Annotated in this window: 27 protein-coding genes and 1 pseudogene; 7 read left to right on the top strand and 21 right to left on the bottom strand. The window is 49.5% G+C overall.

The window, feature by feature from the left end; genetic code table 11:
- Positions 1-90: 90 nt before the first annotated feature.
- The gene (locus NM686_RS02695; protein ID WP_255190405.1) at positions 91-816 is read left to right on the top strand and encodes a UDP-2,3-diacylglucosamine diphosphatase; all 726 of its coding nucleotides are present in this window, start codon (positions 91-93) and stop codon (positions 814-816) included.
- 133 nt (positions 817-949) lie between these two features.
- On the opposite strand, the gene NM686_RS02690 is transcribed toward NM686_RS02695, so the two are convergent.
- Positions 950-1150 carry a YgaP family membrane protein gene (locus NM686_RS02690; RefSeq protein ID WP_255190404.1) on the bottom strand — a complete coding sequence of 67 codons (201 nt, stop codon included), beginning with the start codon at positions 1148-1150 and terminating at the stop codon, positions 950-952.
- 9 nt (positions 1151-1159) lie between these two features.
- Complete coding sequence (locus NM686_RS02685) at positions 1160-2437, bottom strand: NAD(P)/FAD-dependent oxidoreductase (RefSeq protein WP_255190403.1); 1278 nt, start codon at positions 2435-2437, stop codon at positions 1160-1162.
- A gap of 226 nt (positions 2438-2663) precedes the next feature.
- On the opposite strand from NM686_RS02685, the gene msrB reads away from it, so the two are divergent.
- The 5 genes from msrB to NM686_RS02660 are packed head-to-tail and all read left to right on the top strand — an operon-like array spanning position 2664 to position 9457.
- Positions 2664-3059 carry a peptide-methionine (R)-S-oxide reductase MsrB gene (msrB, locus tag NM686_RS02680; protein WP_255190402.1) on the top strand — a complete coding sequence of 132 codons (396 nt, stop codon included), beginning with the start codon at positions 2664-2666 and terminating at the stop codon, positions 3057-3059.
- Positions 3056-4354 carry a M18 family aminopeptidase gene (locus tag NM686_RS02675; protein WP_255190401.1) on the top strand — a complete coding sequence of 433 codons (1299 nt, stop codon included), beginning with the start codon at positions 3056-3058 and terminating at the stop codon, positions 4352-4354. The genes msrB and NM686_RS02675 overlap by 4 nt, the downstream gene beginning before the upstream one ends.
- Before the next feature lie 57 nt (positions 4355-4411).
- Entirely contained in the window at positions 4412-4969 is a 558-nt protein-coding gene (locus NM686_RS02670; protein ID WP_269022307.1) for a YfiR family protein, read from the top strand.
- Positions 4962-7325 (top strand): EAL domain-containing protein, encoded by a 2364-nt coding sequence (locus tag NM686_RS02665; protein ID WP_255190399.1) that lies wholly within the window; start codon positions 4962-4964, stop codon positions 7323-7325. Before NM686_RS02670 ends, NM686_RS02665 begins: the two co-directional genes overlap by 8 nt.
- Before the next feature lie 8 nt (positions 7326-7333).
- Positions 7334-9457 (top strand): TonB-dependent receptor plug domain-containing protein, encoded by a 2124-nt coding sequence (locus tag NM686_RS02660; protein WP_255190398.1) that lies wholly within the window; start codon positions 7334-7336, stop codon positions 9455-9457.
- On the opposite strand, the gene NM686_RS02655 is transcribed toward NM686_RS02660, so the two are convergent.
- The 9 genes from NM686_RS02655 to ffh all read right to left on the bottom strand — a co-directional run bounded on the left by NM686_RS02655 (position 9454) and on the right by ffh (position 15516).
- Positions 9454-9876 (bottom strand): transcriptional regulator, encoded by a 423-nt coding sequence (locus NM686_RS02655; protein WP_255190397.1) that lies wholly within the window; start codon positions 9874-9876, stop codon positions 9454-9456. The two genes, NM686_RS02660 and NM686_RS02655, sit on opposite strands and share 4 nt — an antisense overlap.
- 53 nt (positions 9877-9929) lie before the next feature.
- Positions 9930-10709, bottom strand: a complete 780-nt coding sequence (gene lpxA, locus NM686_RS02650) for an acyl-ACP--UDP-N-acetylglucosamine O-acyltransferase (RefSeq protein ID WP_255190396.1) — start codon at positions 10707-10709, stop codon at positions 9930-9932.
- A 3-nt stretch (positions 10710-10712) separates the two neighbouring features.
- Entirely contained in the window at positions 10713-11600 is an 888-nt protein-coding gene (gene xerD, locus NM686_RS02645) for a site-specific tyrosine recombinase XerD (RefSeq protein WP_255190395.1), read from the bottom strand.
- Positions 11597-12106 (bottom strand): methylated-DNA--[protein]-cysteine S-methyltransferase, encoded by a 510-nt coding sequence (locus NM686_RS02640; protein WP_255190394.1) that lies wholly within the window; start codon positions 12104-12106, stop codon positions 11597-11599. The genes xerD and NM686_RS02640 overlap by 4 nt, the downstream gene beginning before the upstream one ends.
- 96 nt (positions 12107-12202) lie before the next feature.
- A complete protein-coding gene (gene rplS / locus NM686_RS02635) occupies positions 12203-12550 on the bottom strand; it encodes a 50S ribosomal protein L19 (protein WP_255190393.1) in 348 nt (115 codons plus the stop codon).
- A gap of 9 nt (positions 12551-12559) precedes the next feature.
- Positions 12560-13303, bottom strand: a complete 744-nt coding sequence (trmD, locus tag NM686_RS02630) for a tRNA (guanosine(37)-N1)-methyltransferase TrmD (protein ID WP_255190392.1) — start codon at positions 13301-13303, stop codon at positions 12560-12562.
- A gap of 6 nt (positions 13304-13309) precedes the next feature.
- Entirely contained in the window at positions 13310-13819 is a 510-nt protein-coding gene (rimM, locus tag NM686_RS02625) for a ribosome maturation factor RimM (protein WP_269022302.1), read from the bottom strand.
- Positions 13820-13824: 5 nt separating this feature from the next.
- The gene (rpsP, locus tag NM686_RS02620; RefSeq protein WP_255190391.1) at positions 13825-14076 is read right to left on the bottom strand and encodes a 30S ribosomal protein S16; all 252 of its coding nucleotides are present in this window, start codon (positions 14074-14076) and stop codon (positions 13825-13827) included.
- 84 nt (positions 14077-14160) lie between these two features.
- A complete protein-coding gene (gene ffh, locus NM686_RS02615) occupies positions 14161-15516 on the bottom strand; it encodes a signal recognition particle protein (protein ID WP_255190390.1) in 1356 nt (451 codons plus the stop codon).
- 126 nt (positions 15517-15642) lie between these two features.
- Here ffh and NM686_RS02610 point away from each other — a divergent pair, with 126 nt between their 5' ends.
- Positions 15643-16443 (top strand): cytochrome C assembly family protein, encoded by an 801-nt coding sequence (locus NM686_RS02610; protein ID WP_255190389.1) that lies wholly within the window; start codon positions 15643-15645, stop codon positions 16441-16443.
- Here NM686_RS02610 and NM686_RS02605 read toward each other — a convergent pair whose 3' ends face one another.
- From NM686_RS02605 to NM686_RS02560, 10 genes and pseudogenes are all read right to left on the bottom strand, one after another.
- Positions 16444-16644, bottom strand: coding sequence for a hypothetical protein (locus NM686_RS02605; RefSeq protein ID WP_255190388.1), 201 nt, complete (start codon positions 16642-16644; stop codon positions 16444-16446).
- A gap of 55 nt (positions 16645-16699) precedes the next feature.
- The gene (locus NM686_RS02600) at positions 16700-19210 is read right to left on the bottom strand and encodes a 6-hydroxymethylpterin diphosphokinase MptE-like protein (RefSeq protein WP_255190387.1); all 2511 of its coding nucleotides are present in this window, start codon (positions 19208-19210) and stop codon (positions 16700-16702) included.
- Positions 19211-19236: 26 nt separating this feature from the next.
- Positions 19237-20091, bottom strand: coding sequence for a flagellin N-terminal helical domain-containing protein (locus NM686_RS02595; protein WP_255190386.1), 855 nt, complete (start codon positions 20089-20091; stop codon positions 19237-19239).
- A 286-nt stretch (positions 20092-20377) separates the two neighbouring features.
- A pseudogene (locus NM686_RS02590) lies at positions 20378-20941 on the bottom strand (transposase); the annotation flags it as partial.
- A gap of 398 nt (positions 20942-21339) precedes the next feature.
- Positions 21340-21681: a hypothetical protein gene (locus NM686_RS02585; RefSeq protein ID WP_255190385.1), complete on the bottom strand. Its 342-nt coding sequence runs from the start codon at positions 21679-21681 to the stop codon at positions 21340-21342.
- Positions 21668-22054: a flagellar export chaperone FliS gene (fliS, locus tag NM686_RS02580; protein ID WP_255190384.1), complete on the bottom strand. Its 387-nt coding sequence runs from the start codon at positions 22052-22054 to the stop codon at positions 21668-21670. Before fliS ends, NM686_RS02585 begins: the two co-directional genes overlap by 14 nt.
- A gap of 22 nt (positions 22055-22076) precedes the next feature.
- A complete protein-coding gene (gene fliD, locus NM686_RS02575) occupies positions 22077-23474 on the bottom strand; it encodes a flagellar filament capping protein FliD (RefSeq protein ID WP_255190383.1) in 1398 nt (465 codons plus the stop codon).
- A gap of 26 nt (positions 23475-23500) precedes the next feature.
- On the bottom strand, positions 23501-23929 hold the full coding sequence (locus NM686_RS02570; RefSeq protein WP_255190382.1) for a flagellar protein FlaG: 429 nt from the start codon (positions 23927-23929) through the stop codon (positions 23501-23503).
- 66 nt (positions 23930-23995) lie between these two features.
- Positions 23996-24844, bottom strand: coding sequence for a flagellin N-terminal helical domain-containing protein (locus NM686_RS02565; RefSeq protein WP_255190381.1), 849 nt, complete (start codon positions 24842-24844; stop codon positions 23996-23998).
- Positions 24845-24957: 113 nt separating this feature from the next.
- Positions 24958-26919: a hypothetical protein gene (locus NM686_RS02560; RefSeq protein ID WP_255190380.1), complete on the bottom strand. Its 1962-nt coding sequence runs from the start codon at positions 26917-26919 to the stop codon at positions 24958-24960.
- Position 26920: the final 1 nt, after the last annotated feature.

The raw sequence follows: 26920 nt of genomic DNA, 5'->3' as shown, positions 1-26920 counted from the left end.
ACGGTTTTTTGGCAAAAAAGGAATAGCTCCCATTTCGTGTATTCCGTGCTTTTCGTGGACTGCCTGCCGCTTTAAATTAACAACCGGACTTTGAAACAAGACATCCTTTTCATCTCCGACCTGCACATCTCGCTGGAAAAGACCGAGATTACCAGGCGTTTCCTGGATTTTTTGAACGGCCGCGCCCGGCAAGCCAAGGCACTGTATATCCTGGGCGACTTGTTCGATGCCTGGATAGGCGACGACGACAATACTCCGCCCAACAAAGCGATCAAACAAGCCTTAAAAGCATTGACCGATACCGGCACTCAAGTTTTTTTGCTGCAAGGCAACCGCGACTTTTTGCTGGGCCAGCGCTTCGCCGACGCATGCGGCATGACCTTGCTGGACGAATTTGCCGTGATAGAACTCGGCGGCAAACGGGTTTTGCTGACCCACGGCGATTTGTTGTGTACGGACGATTTGCCCTATCAGGCTTTCAGGATCAAGTCGCACACCCCGGAATGGCAGCAAAACGTACTGTCCAAACCGCTATGGTTGCGCTTGCTGGCCGCGCGTTGGTATCGCTTGCGCAGTTTCTGGCACAAACGCAAGAAAACCCAGGACATCATGGACGTCAATCAACAGACGGTCATCGAGACGATGCAACGTCATCGCTGCGAGACTCTGATACACGGTCACACGCACAGGCCGGCGATACATGATTTACTCATCGAAGGCCGCCCCGCGCAACGCATCGTGTTGGCGGATTGGAAGAAAGACAGGGCGGAATGTCTGTACTGGGATGGCCGGGCTTTTCGTAGAGATACACTATAAAAAACCCATCGGCAAACGAAAGACAAAAAAATCCGGCGACAGATCGAATTACTCTTTCAGGCCACCGGACTCTACTATCTCCGCTTGCATTGACACTGGCTTAACCCAGTAGTTCACTCGGCAATTAAATTTTTTAAAACGCGCATCCCGATTTGACACCGAGCTTCTTCAATATCATCGCCAGCGGGCAAAAACCGCTGAACGATGCCTGCAGCAGATTGGCACCGACAAAGGCGGTGAACCACAGCCAATACGGCGAATGCCAATGCGCCAACGCCAGACTAATCAAGATGAATGAGCCGGCAAAGGCCATTACCATACGATCGATAGACATAATGACCTCCTATTTCAAACGTACCACGCCCATCAGCTTCAGCATCATACGTTCGTAGAACGGCTCGCTGATGCCTTTTCTGACTTTGCGCATGAAGTATTTTTCAAACGCAATCTTGGCCAGATGCACCCATTTACCTTGTGCCGACCAAGTCGTGTTTCGGGGCGGAATCTGCGGCACCGCCAAAAACGCCACGCCGCTGTCACCCAAATCTGCCAGACACAAGGCACTCAAGCTCGGCACGTCGGACGGCTCCTTGCCGGCCAATTGGTCGCGAATATTGTGCGCGGTGGCCGTCACCATCGATTCGATCATGTAGCCGGTTTTCGGCGTACCAGTCGGAACCGGAGTTTTTTCCACCGGCGGCAGCGCCACGCAAACCCCGACGGAATACACATTTTTATAAGTCGGATTGCGTTGATACTGATCGACGATGACGAAACCGCGCGGATTGGTCAGTCCTTCCGCGCCGCTGTTCCGCACCGCATCGACGCCGGTAAAGGCTGGCAACATCATCGAATGCTTGAACGGCAATTCGTGTTTTTTCTTCTCGTTACCGTCATCATCGACTTCGGTGACAGACATCATGCCGGGCTCGATCTTGTCGACCTTGGCGTTGGTGATCCATTTGATGGTCTTGTCGCGCAACGCGCTTTCCAGCAAACCTTTGGTATCGCCGACGCCGCCCAGCCCCAAGTGCCCGATATAAGGTTCGGAGGTGACGAAAGTCATCGGCACCTTGTCGCGAATCTTGCGTTTACGCAGCTCGGTTTCGATGATCATCAGATATTCGTAGGCCGGGCCAAAACAGGAGGCACCTTGCACCGCGCCGATGACAATCGGGCCTGGGTCTTGCATGAACCTATCCCAATCCTGCGCGGCCACCGCGGCATGATCGACATGACAAACCGAGGTCGTGTAGCCACCGTGCGGCCCCAAGCCCGGTACTTCGTCGAACGCCAGACGCGGCCCTGTGGCGATGACCAGATAGTCATACTCGACAGAAGTACCGTCATCCAGATCGACCTTGTTGTTGCCGGGATCGACTTTGGTTGCCGCTTTTTGGATGAAGTTGATGCCTTTTTTCTGCATGACCGGCGCCAGCTCGATTTTCAAATCCTCCGGTTTCCGCCATTTGGGCGGCACCCAGGGATTGGACGGCACGAAGTGGAAAGTCGGTGTATCGGAAATCACGACGACCTCGTGTTCCTTGCCGACGATTTCTTTCATTTCATAGGCCATTGGCACGCCGCCGATACCCGCACCCAATACTACAATTTTCGCCATGACTATCACCTCTTTGCTGCTTGGATTGATGGTTTTCGAAGCGGCACCATAAGGCACATGCTTGTTATTGTTATAGTTTCAACTTCAAAAACCGGAACCTGAATAATATTAGAATTTATTAATACTTTAAACAAAAATTTCTTGTCCTCCTATGATAGTTCGTTATGCAGAAAAAGTCGCTCCGCGTACAATAGCCCGCATTGTTTGATTAATGAGGAAGACGTCCATGGCCGATCAGCAAGTTAGCGAACAAGACTGGCGGGGAAAACTCACGCCCGAGCAATTTCATGTTTGCCGCGAAAAAGGCACCGAACCGCCATTTACCGGCAAGTACACCGATTGCACGACACCGGGTACTTATCACTGCGTCTGCTGCGGCCAGCCCTTGTTCGCATCCGCGCACAAATTTCATTCCGGGTGCGGCTGGCCCAGCTTTTGGGAACCCATAACCAGCGAAAGCCTGCGGGAGCATGAAGATTTCAGCCACGGCATGCACCGCATCGAAGTGACGTGCAGCCATTGCGGCGCGCATTTGGGCCATGTGTTTCCCGATGGCCCGCATCCTACCGGGCTGCGTTATTGCATCAACTCCGTGGCCTTGACACTGGAAGAACAAGCATGAACGATAGAGAACAGGTTAAAGATTTGCTGGATTTCATCGACGCCAGCCCTAGCCCTTGGCATGCCATAGACAGCATTCGGCAGCGCCTGCACGCGTTCGGCTTCCAATGTCTGGATGAACGAGAGGCCTGGTCATTGAGCGGCGGCCGATATTATGTGGTGCGCGACGATTCGTCGATTGTCGTGTTTGTAATCGGCGGCAAGGACTTGGCCCAAAACGGCTTCAAAATCCTCGGCGCCCATACCGATTCTCCCGGCCTGCGCATCAAACCCCAGCCAGTGATCAATAGCGATCCTTTGCTACGGTTGGCGGTGGAAGTCTATGGCGGTCCGATATTGGCCACTTTCAGCGACCGCGACTTGAGCTTGGCCGGCCGTATCGCTTATCGCGCCGACGACGGCCAAATCTCGACCCGTTTGCTGCGCTTCGAGCAACCGTTATTGCGCTTGCCGAATCTGGCCATACACATGAACCGGTCGGTCAACGAAGACGGCCTGAAATTCAACAAACAAACCGAACTCCCCCTGCTGTTTGCACGCACCAGCGCTCAACAATTGCCCGGCGACCGTTTTACCTCGATGTTGAGCGAGGCCTCGGGCTTGAGTGCCGAGCAAATTTTGAGCTGGGAATTCAACGTCTACGACACGCAAAAAGGCGCTTTTTGGGGGGAAGAGCAATTATTTTACGCCGACAGCCAGTTGGACAATCTGGCATCTTGTCACGCCGGCCTGACGGCGCTGTTGCACGAAGACGCGCTAAACAGCGGCAATACCCTGGTCTGCGCATTTTTCGATCATGAAGAAATCGGTAGTGAAAGCTGCAAAGGCGCCGCCGGCAGTTTTTTGCCGGACATATTGCAGCGCATCTCGGCGACCATGAATTTGAAGGAACAAGATTATCAACGCGCCTTAGCCAATAGCCTGATGATCAGCGCGGACATGGCTCATGCTTACCAACCGAACTTTCCGAATGCCTACGAGCCGGGCCACAAGATCTTTGTCAATCAAGGCCCCGTCGTCAAGATCAATGCCAATCACCGCTACGCCTCTTCATGCCTATCCGAGGCGGCCTTCATAGACATCTGCCGGCAAGCCGAAGTGCCTTTTCAAAAATACGCCCATCGCGGCGACCTGCCTTGTGGCAGCACGATAGGCCCGATCGCTTCGGCAAAACTCGGCATCGCCACTGTAGATGTCGGCAATCCGATGTGGGCGATGCATAGCGCCCGTGAAAGCGCCGGCGTAATGGATCACTCATACATGATCAAAGCGTTAAATCAGTTTTTCTCGCCCTAGCTTTCACAAAAACTTCGACTATCCTTGTCGGATCATTCAATCCGATAGGGACCAATTTTGGTATTTTTTGCGTATGACAGCTTGTTTGCTAGGGCGATAGTCGACGCTGTCATCAAGACCACCTTGCTATTTTGCCTGATTTTCAACGCCGCGCATGGCAGCGACGATTTGGAATACAAAATCAAGGCAGCTTATCTCTACAATTTCACCAAGTTCATTAGCTGGCCGGAAAAAGATAGCGAAACGTTCAATCTCTGCATCGTCGGCAGCGATCCTTTCGACGGATTGCTGGCTAGCCTGGAGAGCAAGACAGCACTGAACAAACCCATACGGGTACACCGCTATGAACACGCCAAACAGGCAAGCGGCTGTCATATCGTCTATTTCGACAAAGAACAATTACCGGCCGAGATAGCCAACGCGTTACCCGAGGGCACGCTGACGGTGGGTAGCCATGCTTTTTTTGCCGAAACCGGCGGCATGATCGGTTTTGTGCTGGAAGAGGAAAAAATCAGGCTGCATATCAACCTAAAGGCGTTGAAACGTAGCGGACTTGGCATCAGCGCCAAACTGATCGAAGTTTCGACCTTAGCCGAAGGGGATGAACATGAGTAGCTTATTCTCACGTTTTTCCATCAAATCCAAACTCTTTTCAATTACCCTTGCATCCAGCGTTTTTGCAATGCTGATCGCTTTTTTGATTCTGGTCATCGTCAATATCAACGAGGTCAAACAAAAAGCGCAAAACGAGCTAATGACCGCGGCGACTTTGATCGCCAATCGCAGTATCGCCGCCGTCATGTTTGATGACCCAGCACTAGCCAAGGAAAACCTGAATTCGTTGGCCAGACTGCCCGATCTGCAAAATGCTTGTGTCTACGAGAAACAAGGTCAATTGTTTGCCAGCCTGGATCTCGCGACATCCGCCACTTGTCCGGCCAATTCGCATGGGCAGCTTACCCATGTGGATAAACTAAGGCTGTCGGTGATCCAGCCGATGCTGGCAGACCAGGATAAGATTGGCGATGTACTGATAATCTCCGATTTAACTAACGCCTTGATACGCCAGTTAAAATTTATCGGACTGGTCCTGGTCGTTCTGTTCATAGCATTGGGCGTGGCATTTCTCTTGACCATCCCGCTGCTCAGCCGCGTTGCCAAACCCATCACCTTTCTGGCGAATACGGCCAAAAAAATCAGTCAAAACCATGATTATTCCCTGCGTGCGACGAAGCATAGCGATGACGAAATCGGTGTTTTGGTCGATGCCTTCAATGACATGCTGGATACGGTCGAAACCAAAAACAAATCCCTGGTTGACTTGAAAAACAATTTCCAGGCGCTGTACGACAATAATCCAACCATGGTGTTCGACCTCAACGTGCGCGGACAAATATTGTCGGTCAATCAGTTTGGCGCCAAACAGATTGGTCTGAGTGTCGATGAATTGCGAGGCGCCTCTATCTTTAAATTCACCCATCCGGAAGACTTGAACGATAGCCGCAATTTCTTCCACCGCTGCCTAAATGCGCCTCATCAGGTCCACAAGCAGGAAAAACGCCTGATCTGCCACAATGGCAATGTGATTTGGGTGAGAGAGTCCGCCCGCCTGGTTGACGCCAAACACGACCAGAAACACTTGTTGCTGGTCTGTGAAGACATCACGGAAACCCGGCGCCTCGCCGATAAAATTGCTTATCAGGCAAGCCATGATGAACTGACCGGTCTAACCAATCGCCGGCAATTCGATGCTTATCTGCAAAACCTCGTCCAGCAAGCCCAGAGTGAAGGCAGCTCGCATATCATGTGCTATCTGGATTTGGATCAATTCAAGGTCGTCAATGATACCTGCGGCCATTTGGCGGGCGATGAATTGCTAAGGCAACTTGGCGAATTGTTGAAACAGCACTTGCGTAAAACCGATGTATTGGCCCGTCTGGGTGGCGACGAATTCGGCATTTTGATGGCGCATTGTTCTCAAGAGCAAGCGCTGATCACGGGAGACAAACTGCGGAATGTCATCGCCGATTTCCAGTTCGGCTGGGAAAACCGCAGCTTCAGCATCAGCGTCAGTATCGGTATAGCTCCGATCAGCCATACCAGCAGCAATGCCGTCGAAGTTTTGAAGGAAGCGGACGCTGCCTGTTACGCCGCCAAGGAAAAAGGCCGCAATCGGGTCCATGTGTTCAGCGCAAGCGATGATGAATTGGCGGCGCGACAAGGGGAAATGCAATGGGTGGAAAAAATCCGTATCGGCATCGATGAAGATCGTTTTCAATTGTACGGTCAATTGATCAAGCCGACCAGCGATCAGCCAGAAGGCTTGCATTTCGAAACCCTGCTGCGCTATCGCGACGAGCAAGGCAACATCATACCGCCGGGCGCTTTTTTACCCGCCGCGGAACGTTACAACATGGCCCCCGCGCTGGATCGCTGGGTAATCGCCAATTTATTTGAGTATCTGAGCAGCACGCCTGGATTCATCGAGCGCCTGGAAGTCTGCTCCGTCAATCTTTCCGGCTTGTCCTTATCCGACGAAACCATGCTGGACTTCATCGGCGAACAATTCCGCAAGTGGCAAATCCCGACCTATAAAATTTGCTTCGAAATCACCGAAACCGCTGCGATTAGCAATTTATCCTACGCCAAGCAGTTCATCGACACGCTGCACAAAAAAGGCTGCTTGTTTTCGCTGGACGATTTCGGCAGCGGTTTATCGTCGTTCGCCTATCTGAAAAACCTGCCGGTGGACTATCTGAAAATCGATGGATTGTTTGTCAAAGACATATTGGAAGACAAGATTGACTGGACCATGGTCAAGGCCATCAATGAAGTCGGCCATGTCATGAATAAAAAGACTATCGCCGAATTCGTCGAAAATCAAAACATTTTCGATCTTTTGAAAACCCTAGGCGTCAATTACGCCCAAGGCTATGGTATCGCCAAGCCAGCACCCTTGCGAGAACTGTGAGAAAACGCATGCGAAGCCGTCTAACACATCAGTTTATGCATTCCGTGTTGCTGAACTGCATAGTCAGCTATGGCTATGCCCAGCAAAGCATGGATGATTTCATGGAATTATCCCCCGCCGAGCTGGCTGATATTTCAGTCAGCATAGCCTCCGGCACCGCCAAAGCGTTATCGCAATCGGCCGCGGTTACCAGCGTGATCACGGCGGAACAAATTGCCGCGATGGGTGCGACCGAATTGCATGAAGTCCTGGAAACCATACCCGGCATTCATGCCACGATTCAGCCAGTGACGAACGATTACAGCTACAGCATGCGCGGCATTCGCAACGACACCAATTCGGAAGTGTTGCTGCTGATGAACGGCACCCGTTTCTCGACGCCGCAACAAGGCACGCACATGGCCGGCATGATTATTCCGGTCGAGAACATTGAACGCGTGGAAGTCATCCGCGGCCCGGGTTCGGCGCTTTACGGGGCCGATGCGTTTGCGGGGGTGATCAATATTGTCACCAAAAAAGCCACCGACTTGAATGGCGTTACTGTCGGTGCCCGAGGCGGCAATGCGGATACCAAAAGCACCTGGGGACAATATGGCGGCCAGTGGCAAGGCTGGGATATAGCGGCCAGCTTGCAGTACAGCCATAACGGCATCGATCCGGACCGGATCATCGAGGCCGACGCCTTGAGCGGAACCCCTTATTCCTTAACCCCAGCCCCCATGCAAACCCAAAACGAGCGCTGGAACGGTCATTTGAACCTGCAGCGCAAACATTGGGAGCTGAGCTTCTGGGCTTTCAATGAGACCGATGCCGGTTTTCGTGCTGGTAGCAACGGGGTATTGGATGATCGCGGCTCACTCAACGGCAGCAATTATTTGGCGGATGTCCGCTATTCGAGCGAAGACTTGTGGACAGACTGGGAATTTCAAGCCCACGCCAGTTTTTTGCATACCGATGTCTTGGCCAATATTTATAATGTTCCTCCTGGATCGGTGCTACCCATTGATGCCAGCGGCAATGTCAGTCTTTCAGCGCCGCTTGGCCTAGTCGCCTTCCCTGATGGCATGCGTTATGTCTCCGGCAGGAAAAATACCGTCCCCAGTTTTGAATTGACCAATATCTACAAAGGTTTTTCCGACCATGTCCTAAAGCTGATTACCGGTTTCCGCTACGAGGAACTCAATACCCAGGAGCGTCGAAATTTCGGCGCGGGGGTACTGGATGCGACCCAAATTGCCACAAGGGTAGCCGGCGAAGTACAGGCTGTGACCGGCACACCCTTTGCTTTTTTGGATGATCAGCATCGCGACATCTGGTCGGTGGCCGGACAAGACGAATGGCAAATCGCCCAGGATTGGCATTTGACGACGGGATTGCGTTTCGACTATTACTCCGACTTTGGCGGCACGCTGAATCCGCGCGCCGCCTTGGTCTGGAACATCAACCCTGAGTTGACCAGCAAGATTTTATACGGACAGGCCTATCGCGCGCCCAGCTTTCTGGAGCAATATCAAAAAAACAGTCCGCAATTTACCGGCAATCCATCACTGCAACCGGAAACCATTGAAACCACGGAATTAGCGTTCGATTATCGACCTTATAAAGAACTGAGAAACACGCTCAATCTCTACTACTATCAAATTGATGATTTAATTGGCGGAGAATTCGTCACTCGCGGCGCGCCATTGACCGAAGTCAATACCGAAGGCCAGGAAGGTTACGGCAGCGAATTCGAATGGGATTGGCAGTTCCTGCAAGACTGGAATTTACGCGGCAATTACGCCTGGCAGTATGCCCGCGAGAAAGCGGGCGGCCGGCGAGTTGCCAATGTACCTGAACATCATGTCTATAGCGCATTGGCCTGGAGCTTCATGCCTAAATGGCAGATACAGACGCAAATCAACTGGATAGGTCATCGCCTGAGCGCGGTTGACGATACGAGGGTATTGGACGACTACGAGACGATCGATCTAACCGTGAACGCCAAGAATTTGCTGGGTTATTTGGACCTGACCGCGTCGGCACGCAATCTTTTCGACAGCAACGGTAAGGAAGCGGCTGTCAGTAGTTACCCGAATAACCTGCCGATTCCGGGGCAGAGTTTTTATTTCGAGGCCTCCGTGCATTTTTAAGCCGGCGCGAGTTGCATGGTTGATTGCCTTAAGGCATGCAGCACACGGGCCACCATTTTTCGGCTAATCCATGCCTCGCCCGCAACCACGACTCGTATCATCTTAGCCATGTAGTGGGGCAATTGTTGCTTGTCTTGATAACCGTTGGCACCGCTCTCCAAGCAGCGAAACACGTCTTCCTCCCCGACATTACCCCCGACCACCACCAGCTTGGCTTTCCTGGCCGCGGCCAATAACAAACCAATATATTCGGGAGTTTGCTGCTCCCGCACGGCGTAATCAAGCACAATAAACTCCGGCTGCTGCTGCCCCACGGCATTCAACGCCTGAATTTCGTCACCGAAATAGACTACCTCGGCGTCAATTGCCGGGAATGACACCAACAATTGCGGCGATCTATCAATTACAAAGACTTTCATCAAGGCCTTACCACAAATTCAAACCAACCAGGGGCTCCAAGTCGGCGGCATGATCAGTCTTCCCTGGAAATATCGACAAAACCATGCAAACCACGTTTCGAATCTTTAGCCAACCATTCTTTCAAGTATTGCAGTTCTTCTGTCGATTGCAATTGATCCAGGCTTTTTTTGTTTTTTAGCAAGCGAAACGCGCTCGACAATACCTTGTAGTTTTCGCCGACAATCCCCGCCCGACGCAAGCCCACGATGTTGAGCCGGTAATGTCTGGCCGGACGGCCGCCAATCAACATGAATGGAATTACGTCCATATTGATTCCGGTAGTACCCTGCACGATCGCATAGGAACCGACACGACAAAACTGATGCACGACTACGGCACCGCCCATGAAGACGTTGTTACCGACTTCGACATGTCCGCCAATCGCTACGTTATTGGCAAAAATGGTTTTATCACCGACCGTGCAATCATGGGCAACATGACTGTTGTTCATGAAATAACAGCCGGAACCGACCTTCGTTGCACCACCCGCCTTGGTCGCCCGGTGCGCGGTGAAGCCTTCGCGAAATACATTGTTGTCGCCAATCTCCAGCCAGGATTCAGTCTGAGGATCAAAACCCAGGTCTTGCGGCAGACCGCCTAGCACGGCATGTGGATGCAATATGTTGCCATCTCCCATTTTCACCTGCCCGTGCACCACCGCATGCGCGCCGACCTGGCAATCGGCGCCAAGTTCCGCGCCATCTTCGATGACGGCAAACGGCCCGATCCGCACGTTGTCGCCCAACTTGGCGCCAGGAGCAATATAGGCGGAAGGATGAATGAGTGCTGACATGAATTATCCTCTTGGATGAAATTTTGAATGCAACTGTTTCAGGCGGTATTGCGCGATATGAGTATAAATTTGCGTGGTCGACAAATCCGAATGCCCCAGCAACAACTGCACGACACGCAAATCCGCCCCGTGATTGAGCAAATGCGTGGCAAATGCGTGGCGCAAGGTGTGCGGCGACAAAGGCTTGTCGATGCCGGCCTGTTTGGCGTAACGCTTGATGATATGCCAAAACGCCTGTCTTGTCATACAGCTTCCGCGCGAAGTCACAAACAAATAATCGCTTTGCCTGCTGCCTAAAATATCCCGCCTGGGTCCCGCCAGATAACGCTCCAACCAGGAGACGGCCTCTTCGCCGATGGGAACCAGTCGCTCTTTGTCGCCTTTGCCCGTAATCCTGATACAGCCTTGGCGAAAATTGACCTGCTGAAAAGTCATTTCTACCAGCTCGGATACGCGCAAACCAGCGGCATAAAGCAATTCCAGCATGGCTCTATCCCTAAAACCCAAGGCATGCAAGGTTTCAGGTGCCCTCAATAGTAGCTCCACATCGGTTTCGGACAGCGAATCCGGTAAATGCCGCCCGATATGCGGCGCATCGATCAACTGGGTCGGATCGACGCTGATTTGTTTTTCCCGCAACAAATAACCATAGTAGCGCCGCAAACTCGACAGCATCCGCGCGGAAGAACGGTTACTGTGACCTTGTTGTTGTCTATGCAGCAAAAAGCTTGAAATATCGGTGGCGCAGACCTCCTGCAAAGTAACGCTTTTTAGCCATTGATCAAACTGATTCAAATCGCTACCGTAAGCCGCCAGGGTATTATCGCTAAGACCGAATTCCAGCCATAACGCATTCAAGAACGCCTCTATGCTTTTTGTTGAACCACTCATAGCCGACCGTGAGCAATGTCAAGCTCTTGACTCAATAGTTGGCGCTTCAATTCCACCCAGGGCCCTTCGCGTTGTCCCATGAATCCGCCTATGCCGGACTTTGATACCACTCGATGGCAAGGGATGATGCCGGGATAGGGATTGTTACGACAGGCCGATGCCACTGCTCTCGGCCCCGAACCTAGCCTTTCGGCCAGCGCCGAATAGGTCAGCACCTGTCCCAAGGGAATTTCGCTCAATGCCTGCCAAACTTTACGGCTGAAAGGCGTGCCTTGCCGTAGCAAACCGAGCCGCAATGCATAATCCGATGGCTTGAGCAGAGCCAGTCGCAATTGCTCGCCCAGGCCAGTTTTGTCTGGGCTAGAACCATCCTTGGCCATTTGCCATTCCGCGTCGACAATGACATCGCCGCTAAGAGTCACCAGCAATTCGGCACCCAACAACTCAATAGTCAATTGCGTTTTGGGGCCGATTGCTTCCGCTTGCCAGAGAATGCTGATCGACATAAACGCTCCCGAATGGCACGCAAAAAAAAGGCAGCTCACGAAGCCGCCTTTTTTGGATCGAATTCGTAAGCTATACGAACTCGCTTGGCTGTTGTATCAAGAAAGTTTTTCTTTGATACGCGCCGCTTTACCGGTCAAATCACGCAAATAGTACAGTTTAGCGCGACGTACATCACCGCGGCGTTTTACTTCGATACTGCCAACCGCTGGGCTGTGGGTTTGGAAAACACGCTCGACGCCGACACCATGAGAAATTTTTCTGACCGTAAATGCAGAATTCAAACCACGGTTACGCTTGGCGATAACCACGCCTTCAAACGCCTGCAAACGCTCACGAGTACCCTCAACCACGCGTACGTTAACAACCACGGTATCGCCAGGCCCAAATTCAGGCACATCTTTTTTCAGCTGTGCAGCTTCCAATTCTTCAATAATTTTACTCATTACCACACCCTAAGTATCAACTTCAGTTTTAAATTCTCTCAGCAAAGCGTCTTGCTCTGCGGTTAATTGTATTTTTTCCAGCAAATCCGGACGTCTTAACCAGGTCCTACCTAACGACTGTTTCATCCGCCACCGCCTGATTTCAGCATGATTTCCGCCCAACAGCACGTCGGGAACATTGCCCAAATCGCTCTGCTCGGGCCTGGTAAAATGCGGGCAGTCCAGCAAGCCATCGTAGTGGGAATCCTGTTTGGCAGAATCTTCGTCCCCCAGCACGCCGGGAATCAACCGCGTTACCGCATCGATGACGATCAATGCAGCCAGTTCGCCGCCGCTAATCACATAATCACCCAGCGACCACTCTTCATCGCAAGTCTGCTCGATAAAGCGTTCGTCTATGCCTTCGTAGCGTCCTGCAATCAAGATCAACTGCTCTTCCTGGCTAGCTTCCTGCAACAAGGCTTGAGTAATCAATCTGCCTTGTGGGCTCAGATACACCACGCGCCGGCGAGCATAAATACCTTGCTGCTTGGCGGTATCGACCGCGTCCAGTAATGGCTGAAATTTCATCACCATCCCGGGGCCGCCGCCATAAGGCCTATCATCCACGGTTTTATGCTTGTCATGCGTGTAATCGCGCGGATTCCATACAGACAACCCGACTAGCCCTTTTTCTATCGCCTTCCCTGTCACGCCATAACTGGCCGCATCCCTTACCATGTCAGGAAAGATACTGATTACATCGAAGCGCATCCCGGCTTAAAAATCAGGATCCCAATCGACGATCATCACACCGGCCGCTAAATCGATTTTCAAAACCGTTTGCCGCTGCAAAAATGGAATCAAGCGTTCGCGTTCACCATCCCTCACCACCAAGACGTCGTTGGCGCCAGTCTCCAGCAAATGATCGACGATGCCAAGCTTTAGCCCGGATTCGGTTTCGACTCTCAAACCCACCAAGTCAGCCCAATAATATTCACCGGGCTTTGGCTTAGGCAGTTGCTGTTTGCGAATCAGAATCTTGGCACCCATCAATGCCAGCGCGGCGTCTCGATCGGAAATGTTCTCCAACTCGGCGACCACCACATTGCCGTGACGTTGACCGCTAACGACTTTGACTTCCCAGCTTTGGTCGTTTTTTTGCAAGAGCCACGGCGAATAACGCACTATGTTCTCACGCGGTTCGGTAAACGAAAAAACTTTTACCAAACCTTTTACACCAAAAACGCCGGATATTTCGCCGGCGTTCAAATAATCACTATTTGGCAAATCGTTTATGCGGCTGCTTTGGCTGCGTCTTTGATCAATCTGGCAACGCGATCTGATGGTTGCGCGCCGTTGGCTTGCCAATATTGAACGCGCTCGGCATCCAAAACCAGTCTTTGCTCCCCGCCACGCGCCAACGGATTGAAGAAACCCACGCGCTCGATATAGCGACCGTCACGGCTATTTCTGCTATCGGTCACTACGACGTGATAAAAAGGACGATTTTTAGCGCCACCTCTGGACAAACGAATGCTTACCATTTGGATACCTTAAAACATTGAATCAAAATTTAATTAATCTATTCTACGCCAATTTGCGCAGATGTGAAGCACAAAATGCAAAAATCACATTCTCATGCCGCGCATATTAGCTTTCATGCCGCGCATCATGTTGGCGATATTGCCTTTGCTGAATTTCTTCATCATCTTTTCCATCATTTGATGCTGCTTCAACACCCGGTTCACGGCTTGCAAATCCAAGCCACAACCATCGGCAATACGCTGCTTGCGAGTACCTTTGATCAGACCAGGGTATTGCCTCTCTTGCGGTGTCATTGAATTGATCACGGCAATTTGTCTGGCCAAGTCTTTGTCATTGACCTTGTCCTTGACTTCCTTGGGAATACTGCCCATGCCAGGCAATTTATCCATCATCGCGGTCAAGCCACCCATGTTCTGCATTTGCTGCAACTGCTCCTTCAAATCATTCAGATCGAAGCTCTTGCCCTTCTGAATCTTTTTCGCCAGCTTTTCGGCTTTTTGCTTATCGACCTTTTGTTCGATGTCCTCGATCAAGGACAACACATCCCCCATACCCAAGATACGGGAAGCCAAACGATCGGGATAAAACGGCTCCAACGCATCGGTCTTTTCACCGACACCGATAAATTTGATCGGCTTGCCCGTTATATGACGAATCGAGAGCGCCGCCCCGCCACGCGCATCGCCGTCCGCCTTGGTCAAAACCACGCCGGTCAGCGGCAAGGCATCATGAAAGGCCTTTGCGGTATTGGCCGCGTCCTGACCCGTCATGCTATCAACCACGAACAAGGTCTCGATCGGCTTGATCGCCGCGTGCAACTCCTTGATTTCCGCCATCATCTCATCGTCTACATGCAACCGGCCCGCAGTATCGACGATCAATACGTCGACAAACTGCCGTTTAGCAGCATCCAGCGCCCGATTGACGATATCGACTGGTTTTTCGGTAATATCACTTTCGAAAAACTTCAAGCCAATGTCGTCGGCCAAGGTTTGCAGCTGCTTGATCGCAGCCGGCCGATAAACGTCGACACTGACCACGCCGACTTTTTTCTTTTTCTTTTCCTTCAGATGCCGACCCAGTTTCGCCACGGTCGTTGTTTTACCCGCCCCCTGCAAACCGGCCATCAACACAATCGCCGGCGGCTGGGTCCGCAGATTCAATTCTTCATTTGCAGAACCCATGACCTTGATCAATTCGGCCTGTACCACCTTGATCAAGGCTTGACCCGGCGACAAGCTCGCCTGCACCTCCTGCCCCAAAGCCCGCTCGGTAACATGCTGGATAAAATCAGTCACCACCGGCAACGCCACGTCGGCTTCCAACAGCGCCATGCGCACTTCGCGCAAGGTATCTTGGATATTGGCCTCGGTTAAACGACCTTGGCCTTTCAGTTTTTTCAGGGTACCGCTCAGGCGGTCGGTTAAATTGTCAAACATATCTGCGTCTTTGTTCTTCTAGGGTTGAGGCTGACAGGTACTAACATGAAACAGGTTAGAACAATCCGGTCGCTTAGTTTAACATAAGCTTTTCGCAACGCATTTTGATTATTCCAGCAGCCAGCCATGAACAGCATCCTCATCGGCATCCCGTCGGTTTTCAGCTATGCCATCGCGTCGTTTTTTATCATCAAAGAACTGATCAATCGTAGCGAACAACACCGCCTGTCGGTCCGGGCAGCTTGGCTGGGCGCCACACTGCACGCCGCCTATTTGATGCTGATTTTTCAGCAGCACGAAGGCTTTAACTTCAGTTTCTTTAATACGGCCGCATTGGTCGCCTTTTTCATCGTGTTGCTATTATTATTTGCCGCCATCGACAAACCAGTCGAAAAACTGGGCATCGCGCTTTTTCCGCTGGCCGCCATCATGCTGGGGCTGGATATGATTTTTCCGGAAAAAACACATCGCATGACGACGCATAATTGGCAAATGGGTTTTCACATCCTGTCGTCGATCGTTGCATTCAGCCTATTAAACATTGCCGCGATCCAGGCGGCTTTACTGGCAATACAGGATCAGCAACTGAGAAGCCACCACCCCAAACGCTTGATACTGGCCCTGCCTCCCTTGCAAGCCATGGAAACCCTGTTGTTTCAAATGATAGGAACGGGCCTGTTTTTCCTGTCCGCTTCATTGATTAGCGGCTTTATTTTCATCGAGGATTTATTCGCTCAGCATTTGGTACATAAAACCGTGCTCTCGATTAGCGCCTGGATTATTTTTTCAGGCTTATTGCTGGGTAGACTGCGCTACGGATGGCGAGGAGACACCGCCATCCGCTGGACCTTGACGGGATTTATACTGCTATTGCTGGCCTATTTTGGCAGTAAATTGGTATTGGAATTGATATTAAAGAAAATCTAGCTAGACGTGGACATCGATTTTGCCCGGCTCTGCTAAATTAGCTGCTGCATTAATCAATTTTAACGCCGCTTCTCCCTGCATTTTTTGGACATCTTGACCTTTTTTAATCACTGCCACTTCCATATTTTGCCTCGTTACCCCATCCTTCATCAGCGCCGTTATCAAACTCGACGCACTGCCACCTGAAACTGAACCGATCATAACTCACCTCCAAATTTGTTACTCCAAGGGGTTATCGACAGAGATTGATTGTTTTTTAATTACTCGCCGTTTTCAATGCAAGCAACTGCTGCCTCATACTAATCGCCACCTCCAAACCGGGTTTTTGCTGCAAAATATAAGCAAGTATCATCTCTGCTGCATCATAAATTTTAGATTCAAAATAAAGCATCGCCAGCTTCATTTGCACTAAGGTATCTTGCGGAAATTGGCCAATGTAGCTGTTATAAGCGTCAATCGCCACCATCACATCACCATGCAAACGCCGCATTTCCGCGTACAACGGCAGATATACTGGATTGAGCTGAGACAAACATTGCAAAGCCAAATCAGCTCTAGACTTATCATCTTCATCAAATCCAATCGCGGCGATCCGAATTAAGGCCTCTTCCAGCAACACATCACCACCATCAATAATTTGTTGATAGGCATACAACGCTTCCTCAGAACGCCCGCCCAACTCAGCCAGATATCCAGAAATCAAATGCCTATAGGGGGCTACATCATCCTGAGACTGGTATTTATCCAGACTGACCAACAGATCTCGCAGCTCTTCGACTTTTTTATGTTTAAACAACAAGCCACCGCGATGTTTCAAAAAACCCAAGTTGCTATGCTCCTTAACAATGGCCAGATGCCGGGTATCTTTATCGTTAATAATTTCGACAAATTGCCGCTCATACTCATCAAATACAGGAATCATCTCCCGAGGGATAAGCACTGCTACAGGTTTTTGTCTCAACAGTCTGACGCGCCCAAAACTGCGATCTTTTCTATATTGCTCAGCCAACATCGCAAAATCCGGATCATGTGCGTGCTCCTGCTGCCTAGAAATAACCCGCTCGATTGCATCATTAATCAATCGCAACAAGTTACCGGCACCCTCTTTATAAGCATCGTAAAACACGTTGCCCAACTGTCTGGCTTCCTCTGCCGTCCATTCCGCATCGCTGTACGGCTTAGCAATCTGAATAAATCGCCTGATACCAAATCTCTTCACCAAACGGCTGAAATGGCGATGCTCTCGCTTAAACTTTTTCTCTATCTGGTCCAGTTTCTTTTTATCTTTGTAATTTTCAATAACACCATGCGGACTATACATGGCGTCATTAATTCGTCGCGCTTCTGCGGATAAACGGGCAATAGCCTTAATCTGATACTGCGCCCTCTTCAATTCGGCCAAGACTTTTTGTAGATAATGGACTTCATCAGACACATTCGACACTTTACCAGCCACTATTTTCTGCGCATCCAGATACTGCTCTTCAAGTTGAATTTCGGTTATCGGCCTGAATTCAACCGCATCAATCTTTGCAGCCCCTTCAGACACATTGAAGATCTGACATCCCGCCGCCGTCAGAATTTTGGCCTGCATAGCCAAACTGTTAATCGCCTGGGCATAATCGAGACCAGTTGGTGCCATAAATCCGCCATTGGTTTCAACCTGCAACGAGGTCAAGTTGAATTTTGGGCCAGCCAACGCTTCATTGCTTCCCTTGGCATGGGTAAAACCATCTCGGGTATAACATAAATCAACCCCAGCCAGAATCACCCGTTTGAAGCCAAAGTTATAAGCGGTATTTAAAGCGGCATTTGTCACAGTCGGCCCCGCACCACTAAAATTTGGCACATTCAGCGCAGACTCCCACGGAAGTCTCTCTCCCAGATACAGCATCTGTCCCGGCCACTGGTTCAGCAAGGTTGGGACCGCATGATAGGAACACACAAACGTCGTGCGTGGCCCAAAATTTAACATTTCCTTACTGACATCAAAACTGATGTCCTGTGGATCGACCGAAAACACAAAATCGGGCTCTATGTCAGCTGCAATCAATTGCCTGGAAATTCTGGAAACCGCAAACAAAACGACGCGTTGCCGATTCAGCTTCACCCATGGCAAAGCGTCATTTAAAGACGGCCCGCCCGCCAACAAGACCACGGTTTTGCCGGAAAACGCATTTTGCAGCAGTTTCGCAGGTATTCTATTCTCAGCGACATTGTCAATCTGCCGTGCAATAAAAGCCTCCTGACCCAACTGAACAGCATGCTCCCAATATGATTGCGACAAAATTTCGGCTATATACCAGCTGAGCTCCGAGTATTCCTCAATGAAATCATTTTGGGCACAAATAGCATTAAACGAGCGCACTGCATTGATATAAAAATAATCGGCAATCTTAAAATTCGTTGTAGCCTCAGCCCAGCTTTCCAGACTGATACAAGCAATACGCTCATCCAGGTCAACCAACAACTGATGCTCATGTAAAGCCTGCAAAACCGCGTCTGGCTCGATAAAGATATAGCGCGCCCCGTTGGGCAAAGATTTATTTTGAATATAACGGGGCAACAAGCCTGAATCAGTACCCACAATAATATTCAATACATTTTCTTTAAACAGTGCATCGTCAAATTGGGCGCCGAACATTACCTCGGCACTAACCTTGTCAAAGACGTGTCGATTTATGTTAAACAAAAACCGGTCACCAAAACGATTACTCGTCAACGGCCCTAGCAGATGCTCGACAACCGGTTTAGCTTCATTTTTCATTGGTCTGTTTTTTTGCGTAATTGGGTTTATTGCAGCAATTTCAGCACACCCTGGGTAGACTGATTTGCTTGGGCCAACATGGCTGTACCAGCCTGCTGCAAAATCTGAGCTCGACTTAATTGCGCAGTCTCGGCCGCGAAATCAGCATCCATAATACGTGACCGTGCCGCACTTTGGTTTTCCATAGATGATTGTAAATTAGCGATAGTGGTTGTAAATCGGTTCTGTATTGCCCCCAGCGTGGAACGGAATGTATCGATTGTTTTAATCGCCGCATCGATCGCATCCACTGCTTTTCTTGCACCAGATGCTCCGGCAGCACTGCCAATGGCAGTTGAAACCATTAAGGTAGATTTTAATCCAGCTGCAGAAGTCAAATTAGAGACTGTAATTTTGATTTGGTTATCGGACGCGGTATTAGCTCCCACTTGAAATACCGCGCTCTTCATAGAACCCGCCAAAATTTTCTTACCATTGAACTCTGTGTTTTTAATAATCCTACTTATTTCTTCTTGCAGTTGTTTAAATTCCGTTTGCAATTTATTAGCATCATCTCCACTGATTGCAGCTCTGTTGGCAGACTGCACAGCCAAATCTCGCATTCTCTGCAACGTTTCGGTAATATTTCCCATACCAGACTCCGCAGTCTGCGCCATGGAAATACCGTCATTAGCGTTTCTCATTGCCACGGTCATTCCGCGTATTTGCGAGGTCATACGATCAGCAATAGCCAAACCTGCGGCATCGTCTTTAGCACTATTAACTCGCAACCCCGAAGACAATCGCTCCATTGAAGTTTGCAAGGTGTCATTGGTTTTACTCAGCATACGCTGACTATTAATTGAAGCTATGTTTGTATTGATGACCATTGATGATGACATGATCTCTCTCCAGGTTTATCTTTGAATGAAACAGGCGTAATTGCCGACATACCAGTCCATTCAGTTTTCATGCCATAAAATAAATACAATATATATCAACAACTTAAATAAGCACTAAAAAGACGGCAATTTTTTGACACCTTAGTCACATGACACTGAAACTCAGTTGATGCCTATCCAATTCCATTGGAATTGAACCCTCAATACGTGTAATCGTTTAGCCCCCTTTTTTTCATCACGCCAATCCCGGAAAATTTCAAGCTAGTTGTCGCCTCAATGTAAAAACTTATGCGGTTATTTTGTTTTGGTTAGAGGGCTCCTGGTTCGAGTTGTTTTGGGCTTCGGCATGATCGGGATTGAGATGAACGGTATGGATTCTGTTCCAGTTACGAGTATTTTTACTCCAGCGCTGCGGATTTTGGCGGCGGGCGTTTTCATAGAGCGCGGTGCGTTTCGCCAATAGGGCTAAGTCCAAGCCGGCATGGCGTTGCGCCGGGGTCACAAATCCAATGGCGCTATGGCGGTGTTCGTGGTTGTACCACTGCACCAGATCGGCCACCCATTGCCGGGCAACCGTCAGGTCGGCAAACGGTTTCAACGGGTATTGCGGGCGATATTTCAAGGTTTTGAACAGCGATTCCGAATAAGGGTTGTCGTTGCTCACGGCCGGGCGGCTAAACGAAGGGACGACGCCGAGCCGCTGCAAGGTCGCGAGCATGATAGCCCCCTTCATAGGGCTGCCGTTGTCGGAATGCAGGATGATCTGCCCAGGCCGCAGGCCTTCGCGTTGAACAATATCCTGCATCAGTTCGCTGGCCCATTGGCTGCTTTCTTCCTCAAATACCTGCCAACACCAGGACCCTGGAAAGTTTTGCACGCCGTTTTGCATCAATTCATCAGCGATGGCTTGTATGCTGCGATTGCCTCGGCTATAGACTTTGGCCAAGGCTTGTTCTTTGAATTCATCAGAATAACGGGTTTTTGAATACTTCATGTTTAAATCTCAAATTTCATACAGTCTGAAAATTTGAGGCGACAACTATTCTGACGCAGGGGGGTCGCATCGACGAACTACTGCCGTTTGCTAACGCCGATTAAGTTCTGCCAGCGAGCTGGGGTCGTGGTACCGCTACGCGCTTACCATGCAAAAGCGAAAAGGACGAATGATAATTCGCTGATGAAAAGAAGGGTGAAAAATAGACAATAAGGAAATTTCTTTTCCTGAAATCGCCTTTCTTAGAGCTATTACTAATGATTGTTATAGGCTTGTACGGCTCGCCGCCCTCGCTCCAAAGCCAGTTGAAGCCGTGAAGAAATGTTTTTTTGCTCTTCGACCTTAACCTGAAAAAACTTGTCCCGCTCCAAAATTGACTCTGCAAGCTGTATCATCGCATAACGCCAGTTTTCGGGAACCGAATCTAAAAACAATTTTTCCAGAAACTCTTGCCTGGACTCCAGCGTTACGGAGAGCATTTCCCATTCTGAATTATCGATGCAGGATTCGATTTTATTGGCAAAACTCTCTAACTTTTGTTTTTGCTGCTCTATCCAACTGCAATCAGAAGGAATCAAACCATCAGGCGATGGCATCCCATGCTTCCTTAATATCTTTCATTAAACCTGCAACTTCATCGAGTATTTCTAGACTATTTTCCTGGCTAGCGTGAAGCAGACGCATATTCATGTAGTTGTACAATTCGCGCAAATTGGCAGCCAGATCGCCACCTTGCTCGAAATCCAGCGCTTCATTCAAACCACCGACTATACCAATCGCCTTAGATATAAAGATGCTTTTTGCCTCCATATCTCCGTGTTGCATTGCGCCTTTAGCGGAATTAACCCTCGCCAAAAAACCCTCCATAAGCATTTGAATCAGCCGATGTGGGTTTTCCTCGTCCAGACTGCTAGTAGTGTGCACATCAGCATACTGCTTAGCGCCTTTTTTATGTGCAGAAACATACATAAAAACCTCTTTTTGGTAGTATTTATTTTAAATTACTGATCCAATTACTTAAAAAGTTACCCGTTGCATTAAACTGACCAACTGCTGAATCCATGGCAGAAAATTGCTTTTGTAACGATTTTTGCAGATTGTCCAATCTAATTTGCACGTCGGCTTTCCTATCTTCCAAATCTGACAACCGTTTCTGCAAAGAAGTTTGTTGACTATCTAAAGGCCCGCCAGATTGCAAAAAGTTCGCCACCTTTGCATATAAACGCGTAGCCACACCATCCGATGATGAAAACACATTGCCAACCGACTGCAAGTCAGCACTCAAGGCTTTGTTAAGTTGCGTGCTGTCTAGGGACATAACGCCATCTTTATCAATTTTGACACCTATCATGGCCAAGGAATTGTAATTCCCAGTCACTGAAGAGACAGTATTGCTTGCATCTTGCCGAACTTGTGAAGTGACATAGCGCAAGGTCGCATCTCCCAATAAAGCGCCGTTTCCCGCGCCATTCGCACTTCCTCCATACTTGCCCAAATCCTTGGTCACCGTATGCAATTTGTTGTAAGCCGTGACAAAGTCGGAAATAGTTTTATTAATGGCTTCATTATCAAGACTGACATTGGCATTTATAACGGCTCCCACTTTTGCCGATTGCAAATCCAAAGTTAACCCTTGGATAACATCCGTGATGGAATTGGTGCTACGCGTGGCCGTTTGACCATCGACTTTAATAACCGCATCACTGGCCGCTGTTTGAGCACTTAATTGTGTCGTAAAAAGCCTGGACAACCCTGCGCCATCATCAAGACCATCATCATCGGTACCCGTCACTGTAAATGCATTGGCAATCCCTGTGTTCTTCGCGGTCAAGACGAGCTTAGATATGGTTGTACCCGGATTTTCTGTACTATCGACATTAACGATGCTAGCCGTTGCAAAGGTATTGCCAGCAGTACTATTGATCGCATCCCGCAAACTTGCCAACGAATTATTGCTAGCATCAACAGTCACATTGAAGGAAGCGCCGGAACCACTGCTGAATGTAAGAGAACCAGTACCAACCACTTCTGCCGAATTTGCAAACTCAGCAGTCGTAATTGATTTCTGCGACTTTGCGAGCTGAACAACCTCAATGCCGTAAGATCCTGCAACTGACCCTGCACCGGCCGTTACCTTTAAAACGGATTCGTCAGAGGATGTGGATTTATGGGTCTTAAAGAAACTACCATCCTTGAGTTTGGTGACAATTGCCTGAAAATCAGACAATGCACTTTTCAAAGTACCGAGCCCACTTAGACGGGCATTAGCGGCATCTTGTTGACGTTGAATCGCATTTAGTGCCGGTTGTCCTTCCGCTTTAACAAGCTGCGTCACCAGCGAGCTGATATCGATACCGCTACCTAGGCCAGTTGTTGATACTATACTCATGACACACCCTACCCTTATTTACAATTCTAAGCCCGATCTTGGATCATCAAACCTTGCTGTCCTTCCAATTCTTGCATGCGCTGAATAAAAGCCAACACCTCCTCAGAAGGAATTTGCCTGACCAATTCACCGCTCTCGCTGTCAACAACTTTAACCACAAGTTCCTTGGTAGTTTCGTCCACCTTGAACTGCAAATTGCGATTAACTACTTGTAAAAGCGAATTCCCCTCGTCCACCGCTTTTTTCACAATATCTGATGAATTCGGATCGACTTTTTGGGATTCGTCGGGTTTTACTTCTTTTAAGTTAACAGTAGGAACTTGCAAAACATTAGAGGATGCGGTTAAGCGATCGCTCATCCCTTCCGTAGAAAATGAGCGAGACTCTGCTTGATTATCGGTTTTTACGGCAGTCACGGGTGCTAGCTTCAGAATATTTGGTATACCGCTACTCATGACATTTACCCTATACTGTTTTTTTCAAAAAGGAAGGTTGTGCAACGCGCAACCTTCCTACGATGTTTACCGCAACAAACTCAATACATTCTGTGTACTTTGATTAGCCTGAGCCAACATTGCAGTACCCGCTTGTTGCAAAATCTGCGCACGACTCAAGTTTGAGGTTTCAGTCGCAAAGTCGGCGTCCATGATCCGCGCACGAGCAGCACTTTGGTTCTCGATGGATGACTGCAAATTAGCGATAGTGGTTGTAAACCGGTTTTGTACCGCACCCAACGTGGACCGGAATGTGTCAATTTTTTTAATGGCCGCATCGATCGCATCCATTGCTTTTCTTGCACCAGAAGCACCTGCTGCGCTGCCAATAGATGTACCGGCTTTTAGAGCCGACGCCAGCCCTGCGGCACTCGCCAAATTGCTAATGGCAACTTTAATTTGGTTATCGGATGCCGTATTAGCGCCCACTTGAAAAACAGCGCTCTTCATTGAGCCAGATAATACTTTCTTACCATTAAACTCGGTATTTTTAATAATCCTGGATATTTCATCCTGCAACTGTTTAAATTCGGTTTGCAACTTATTTGCATCTTCACCACTGAGCGCGGCCCGGTTAGAAGACTGCACAGCCAAATCCCGCATACGTTGCAAGGTATCCGTTATGGACCCCATTGCGCTTTCAGCTGTTTGGGCCATTGATATGCCATCATTAGCATTCCTGACAGCCACCGTCATACCGCGAATTTGCGATGACATTTTGTCGCTAATGGCCAAGCCAGCGGCATCATCCCTTGCAGAGTTAACTCGCAACCCGGAAGATAACCTTTCCATTGAAGTCTGCAGCGACTGCTGTGTACTTCCCAAGAAACGCTGACTGGTTAATGATGCGACGTTTGTGTTGATATTCATTGCCATGATGTTACCCTCCAACCGGTTCAGATTTAATAGGATTCCGAAACGATGTTTTTTTGATTGATGAAAAGGAAGTTTTCCGCTCAGTCAAATTATCGTCCGGGACGTAGATTACTTTAATCTTTTTTTATTGGCTTTATATCAAGCTCAAACGGCAACAACCGACCTCCAGGGCGAGAAGTGTCATCCAACTCGGCCAACGAAAACCATACCCTCGTCAAATGCGACTCATGGACCTTTACGTGCTGCAGCATTGCTGCTGCGGCACAACATTCTGGATGCCATTCGAGCTGAATACCGCGTCCCATCGTGTCGCTAATGGCTAGCCTACCATCCGTACAACCAAAGGCAGACGAGCTGGAAACCAACATAGATGCAGCTCGACCGTAATCAACATCATGAACCAAGCCAAAAAACTCTTTCTCGAAACCTCCATTCACGCATTCGACAGCTAGATCACCCAAAAACGCTTCCGGCATCAAAGTTAGCTTCCCCACTCGGATAGTTCCTAAAGGTCTTGTCCACTCAACAAATTCATAACGCAACTTTATATGCTCGGAGGCAGTATCGACCAGAATCGTTTTAAGCAATACGCCAAATTCAAAAGAAAAAGTCGCCGAAATCGACAACTTGTTACCAAATTGTTCAACTCTTGGCGTCACCCACTCCAAATCGGTTAACCTGACTCGTTGATTAGGAATTTCGATCAAGACACCGCCAGAATAAAAATCCACACCCAATTCAATAGACTTAAAATGGCCTTGGGATAAGGTACCGATTACGGCGGCAAAACCGTGCGACTTAAACGCTAGGGAATGAATTGCCAGCCCCCGGCGCAAATTTAGCACTAACTTCAATGCCGGCGTAGTAATCGTCCACAAGATCCCTTCTTCGTCTCGTTCAATAGACGCTGGTTCGCCTTGCATCGGCCTAACCGAACAGGATTGCCGCTGCATCCGACCATCAACTGCCAGCCTAGACTTCAATGCAGAGACTCGATAAAGTGCCTGTTGCCAGCGCGATTCGGTGATATGAGTACGAAGATCGCTGGCCCACAGCTCGCAAAGTTCTCGCCAGGATTCGGAAGAGTCTTCGCCGATTTCCAGCAACGCGCGATGCAATTGGTGGCAAACCGTATTCAGCCACAAATCGTCCCGCCCCGTCACCGCCCAACGGTTGACATTGTATTTAGCCTGTTTCTTGACTGGGATAGGCTGGGTTACAGAAGATAGCCTCGATACTCTCTTTTCCTTATCGACGCCCAGCCTTGCCAGCGCATCGCTCGGACTTAACCAGTGCAAATCACATTCTCGTTGCACACGCGTCAAAACTCTCTCGAAGCGCAACCACTCACCTTCGGGATGTAACCTGGATTCAGCGGCAAAACGGCCAGGGCGATAATCAAAAATTTCCGCATCGTTACAATAAACGGGCAGCATTCTCTCGCCCTGTTCGATGCGCCGCCTAACGCAGGATACATATTCGGCAATTGGAATATCGCCATGCACAACGCGCTGCAAGCGCTGAAATAAAATCGAATCCGACCACAATACTGGCAACGATTTATCGCCGCATCCCAACGCATGAGTCGGCATCGCCGAGAGCGGACTATGCTCCAGCCCCAACGCTAGTCGAACATTATCCCTATCCATGACGATGCCCTGATAACCGGCCTCGGCATAAATATCGACCATACCGGTCGAATAGGCCATTTCATTGACCAGCGCGATATTTGGTACAACACCCAACAGCCGGCGGTAAGCCTCGACTCCCAGAGATTGATTCCGCACGTTGACAGCATAAGGCACCAGCGGCCCAATGATTTGCGACCAACCGCTACCGATCAACTCGCACTTCCGGCTTTGCAGCATTTCTCGAAAACATGCCAGCCAGTCAATATCCAACTCGGCAATCTGATTGAGCGTCCAGCCGGTTAATTCGATACCAAAAGGAATACCGGTTTGTTTAGTCAATTCCAACAAAGGCCAATAGCATTTGCTTATAACATCACGACGAGCTTCTTCGGCTATCGACGAAAAAGCCAGATTCAAATGAAAAATTATGAAGCCTTGTGGCATA

Source organism: Methylomonas rapida, assembly GCF_024360925.2.
Taxonomy (GTDB): domain Bacteria; phylum Pseudomonadota; class Gammaproteobacteria; order Methylococcales; family Methylomonadaceae; genus Methylomonas; species Methylomonas rapida.
This window is presented reverse-complemented; position numbering and strand designations above follow the sequence as displayed.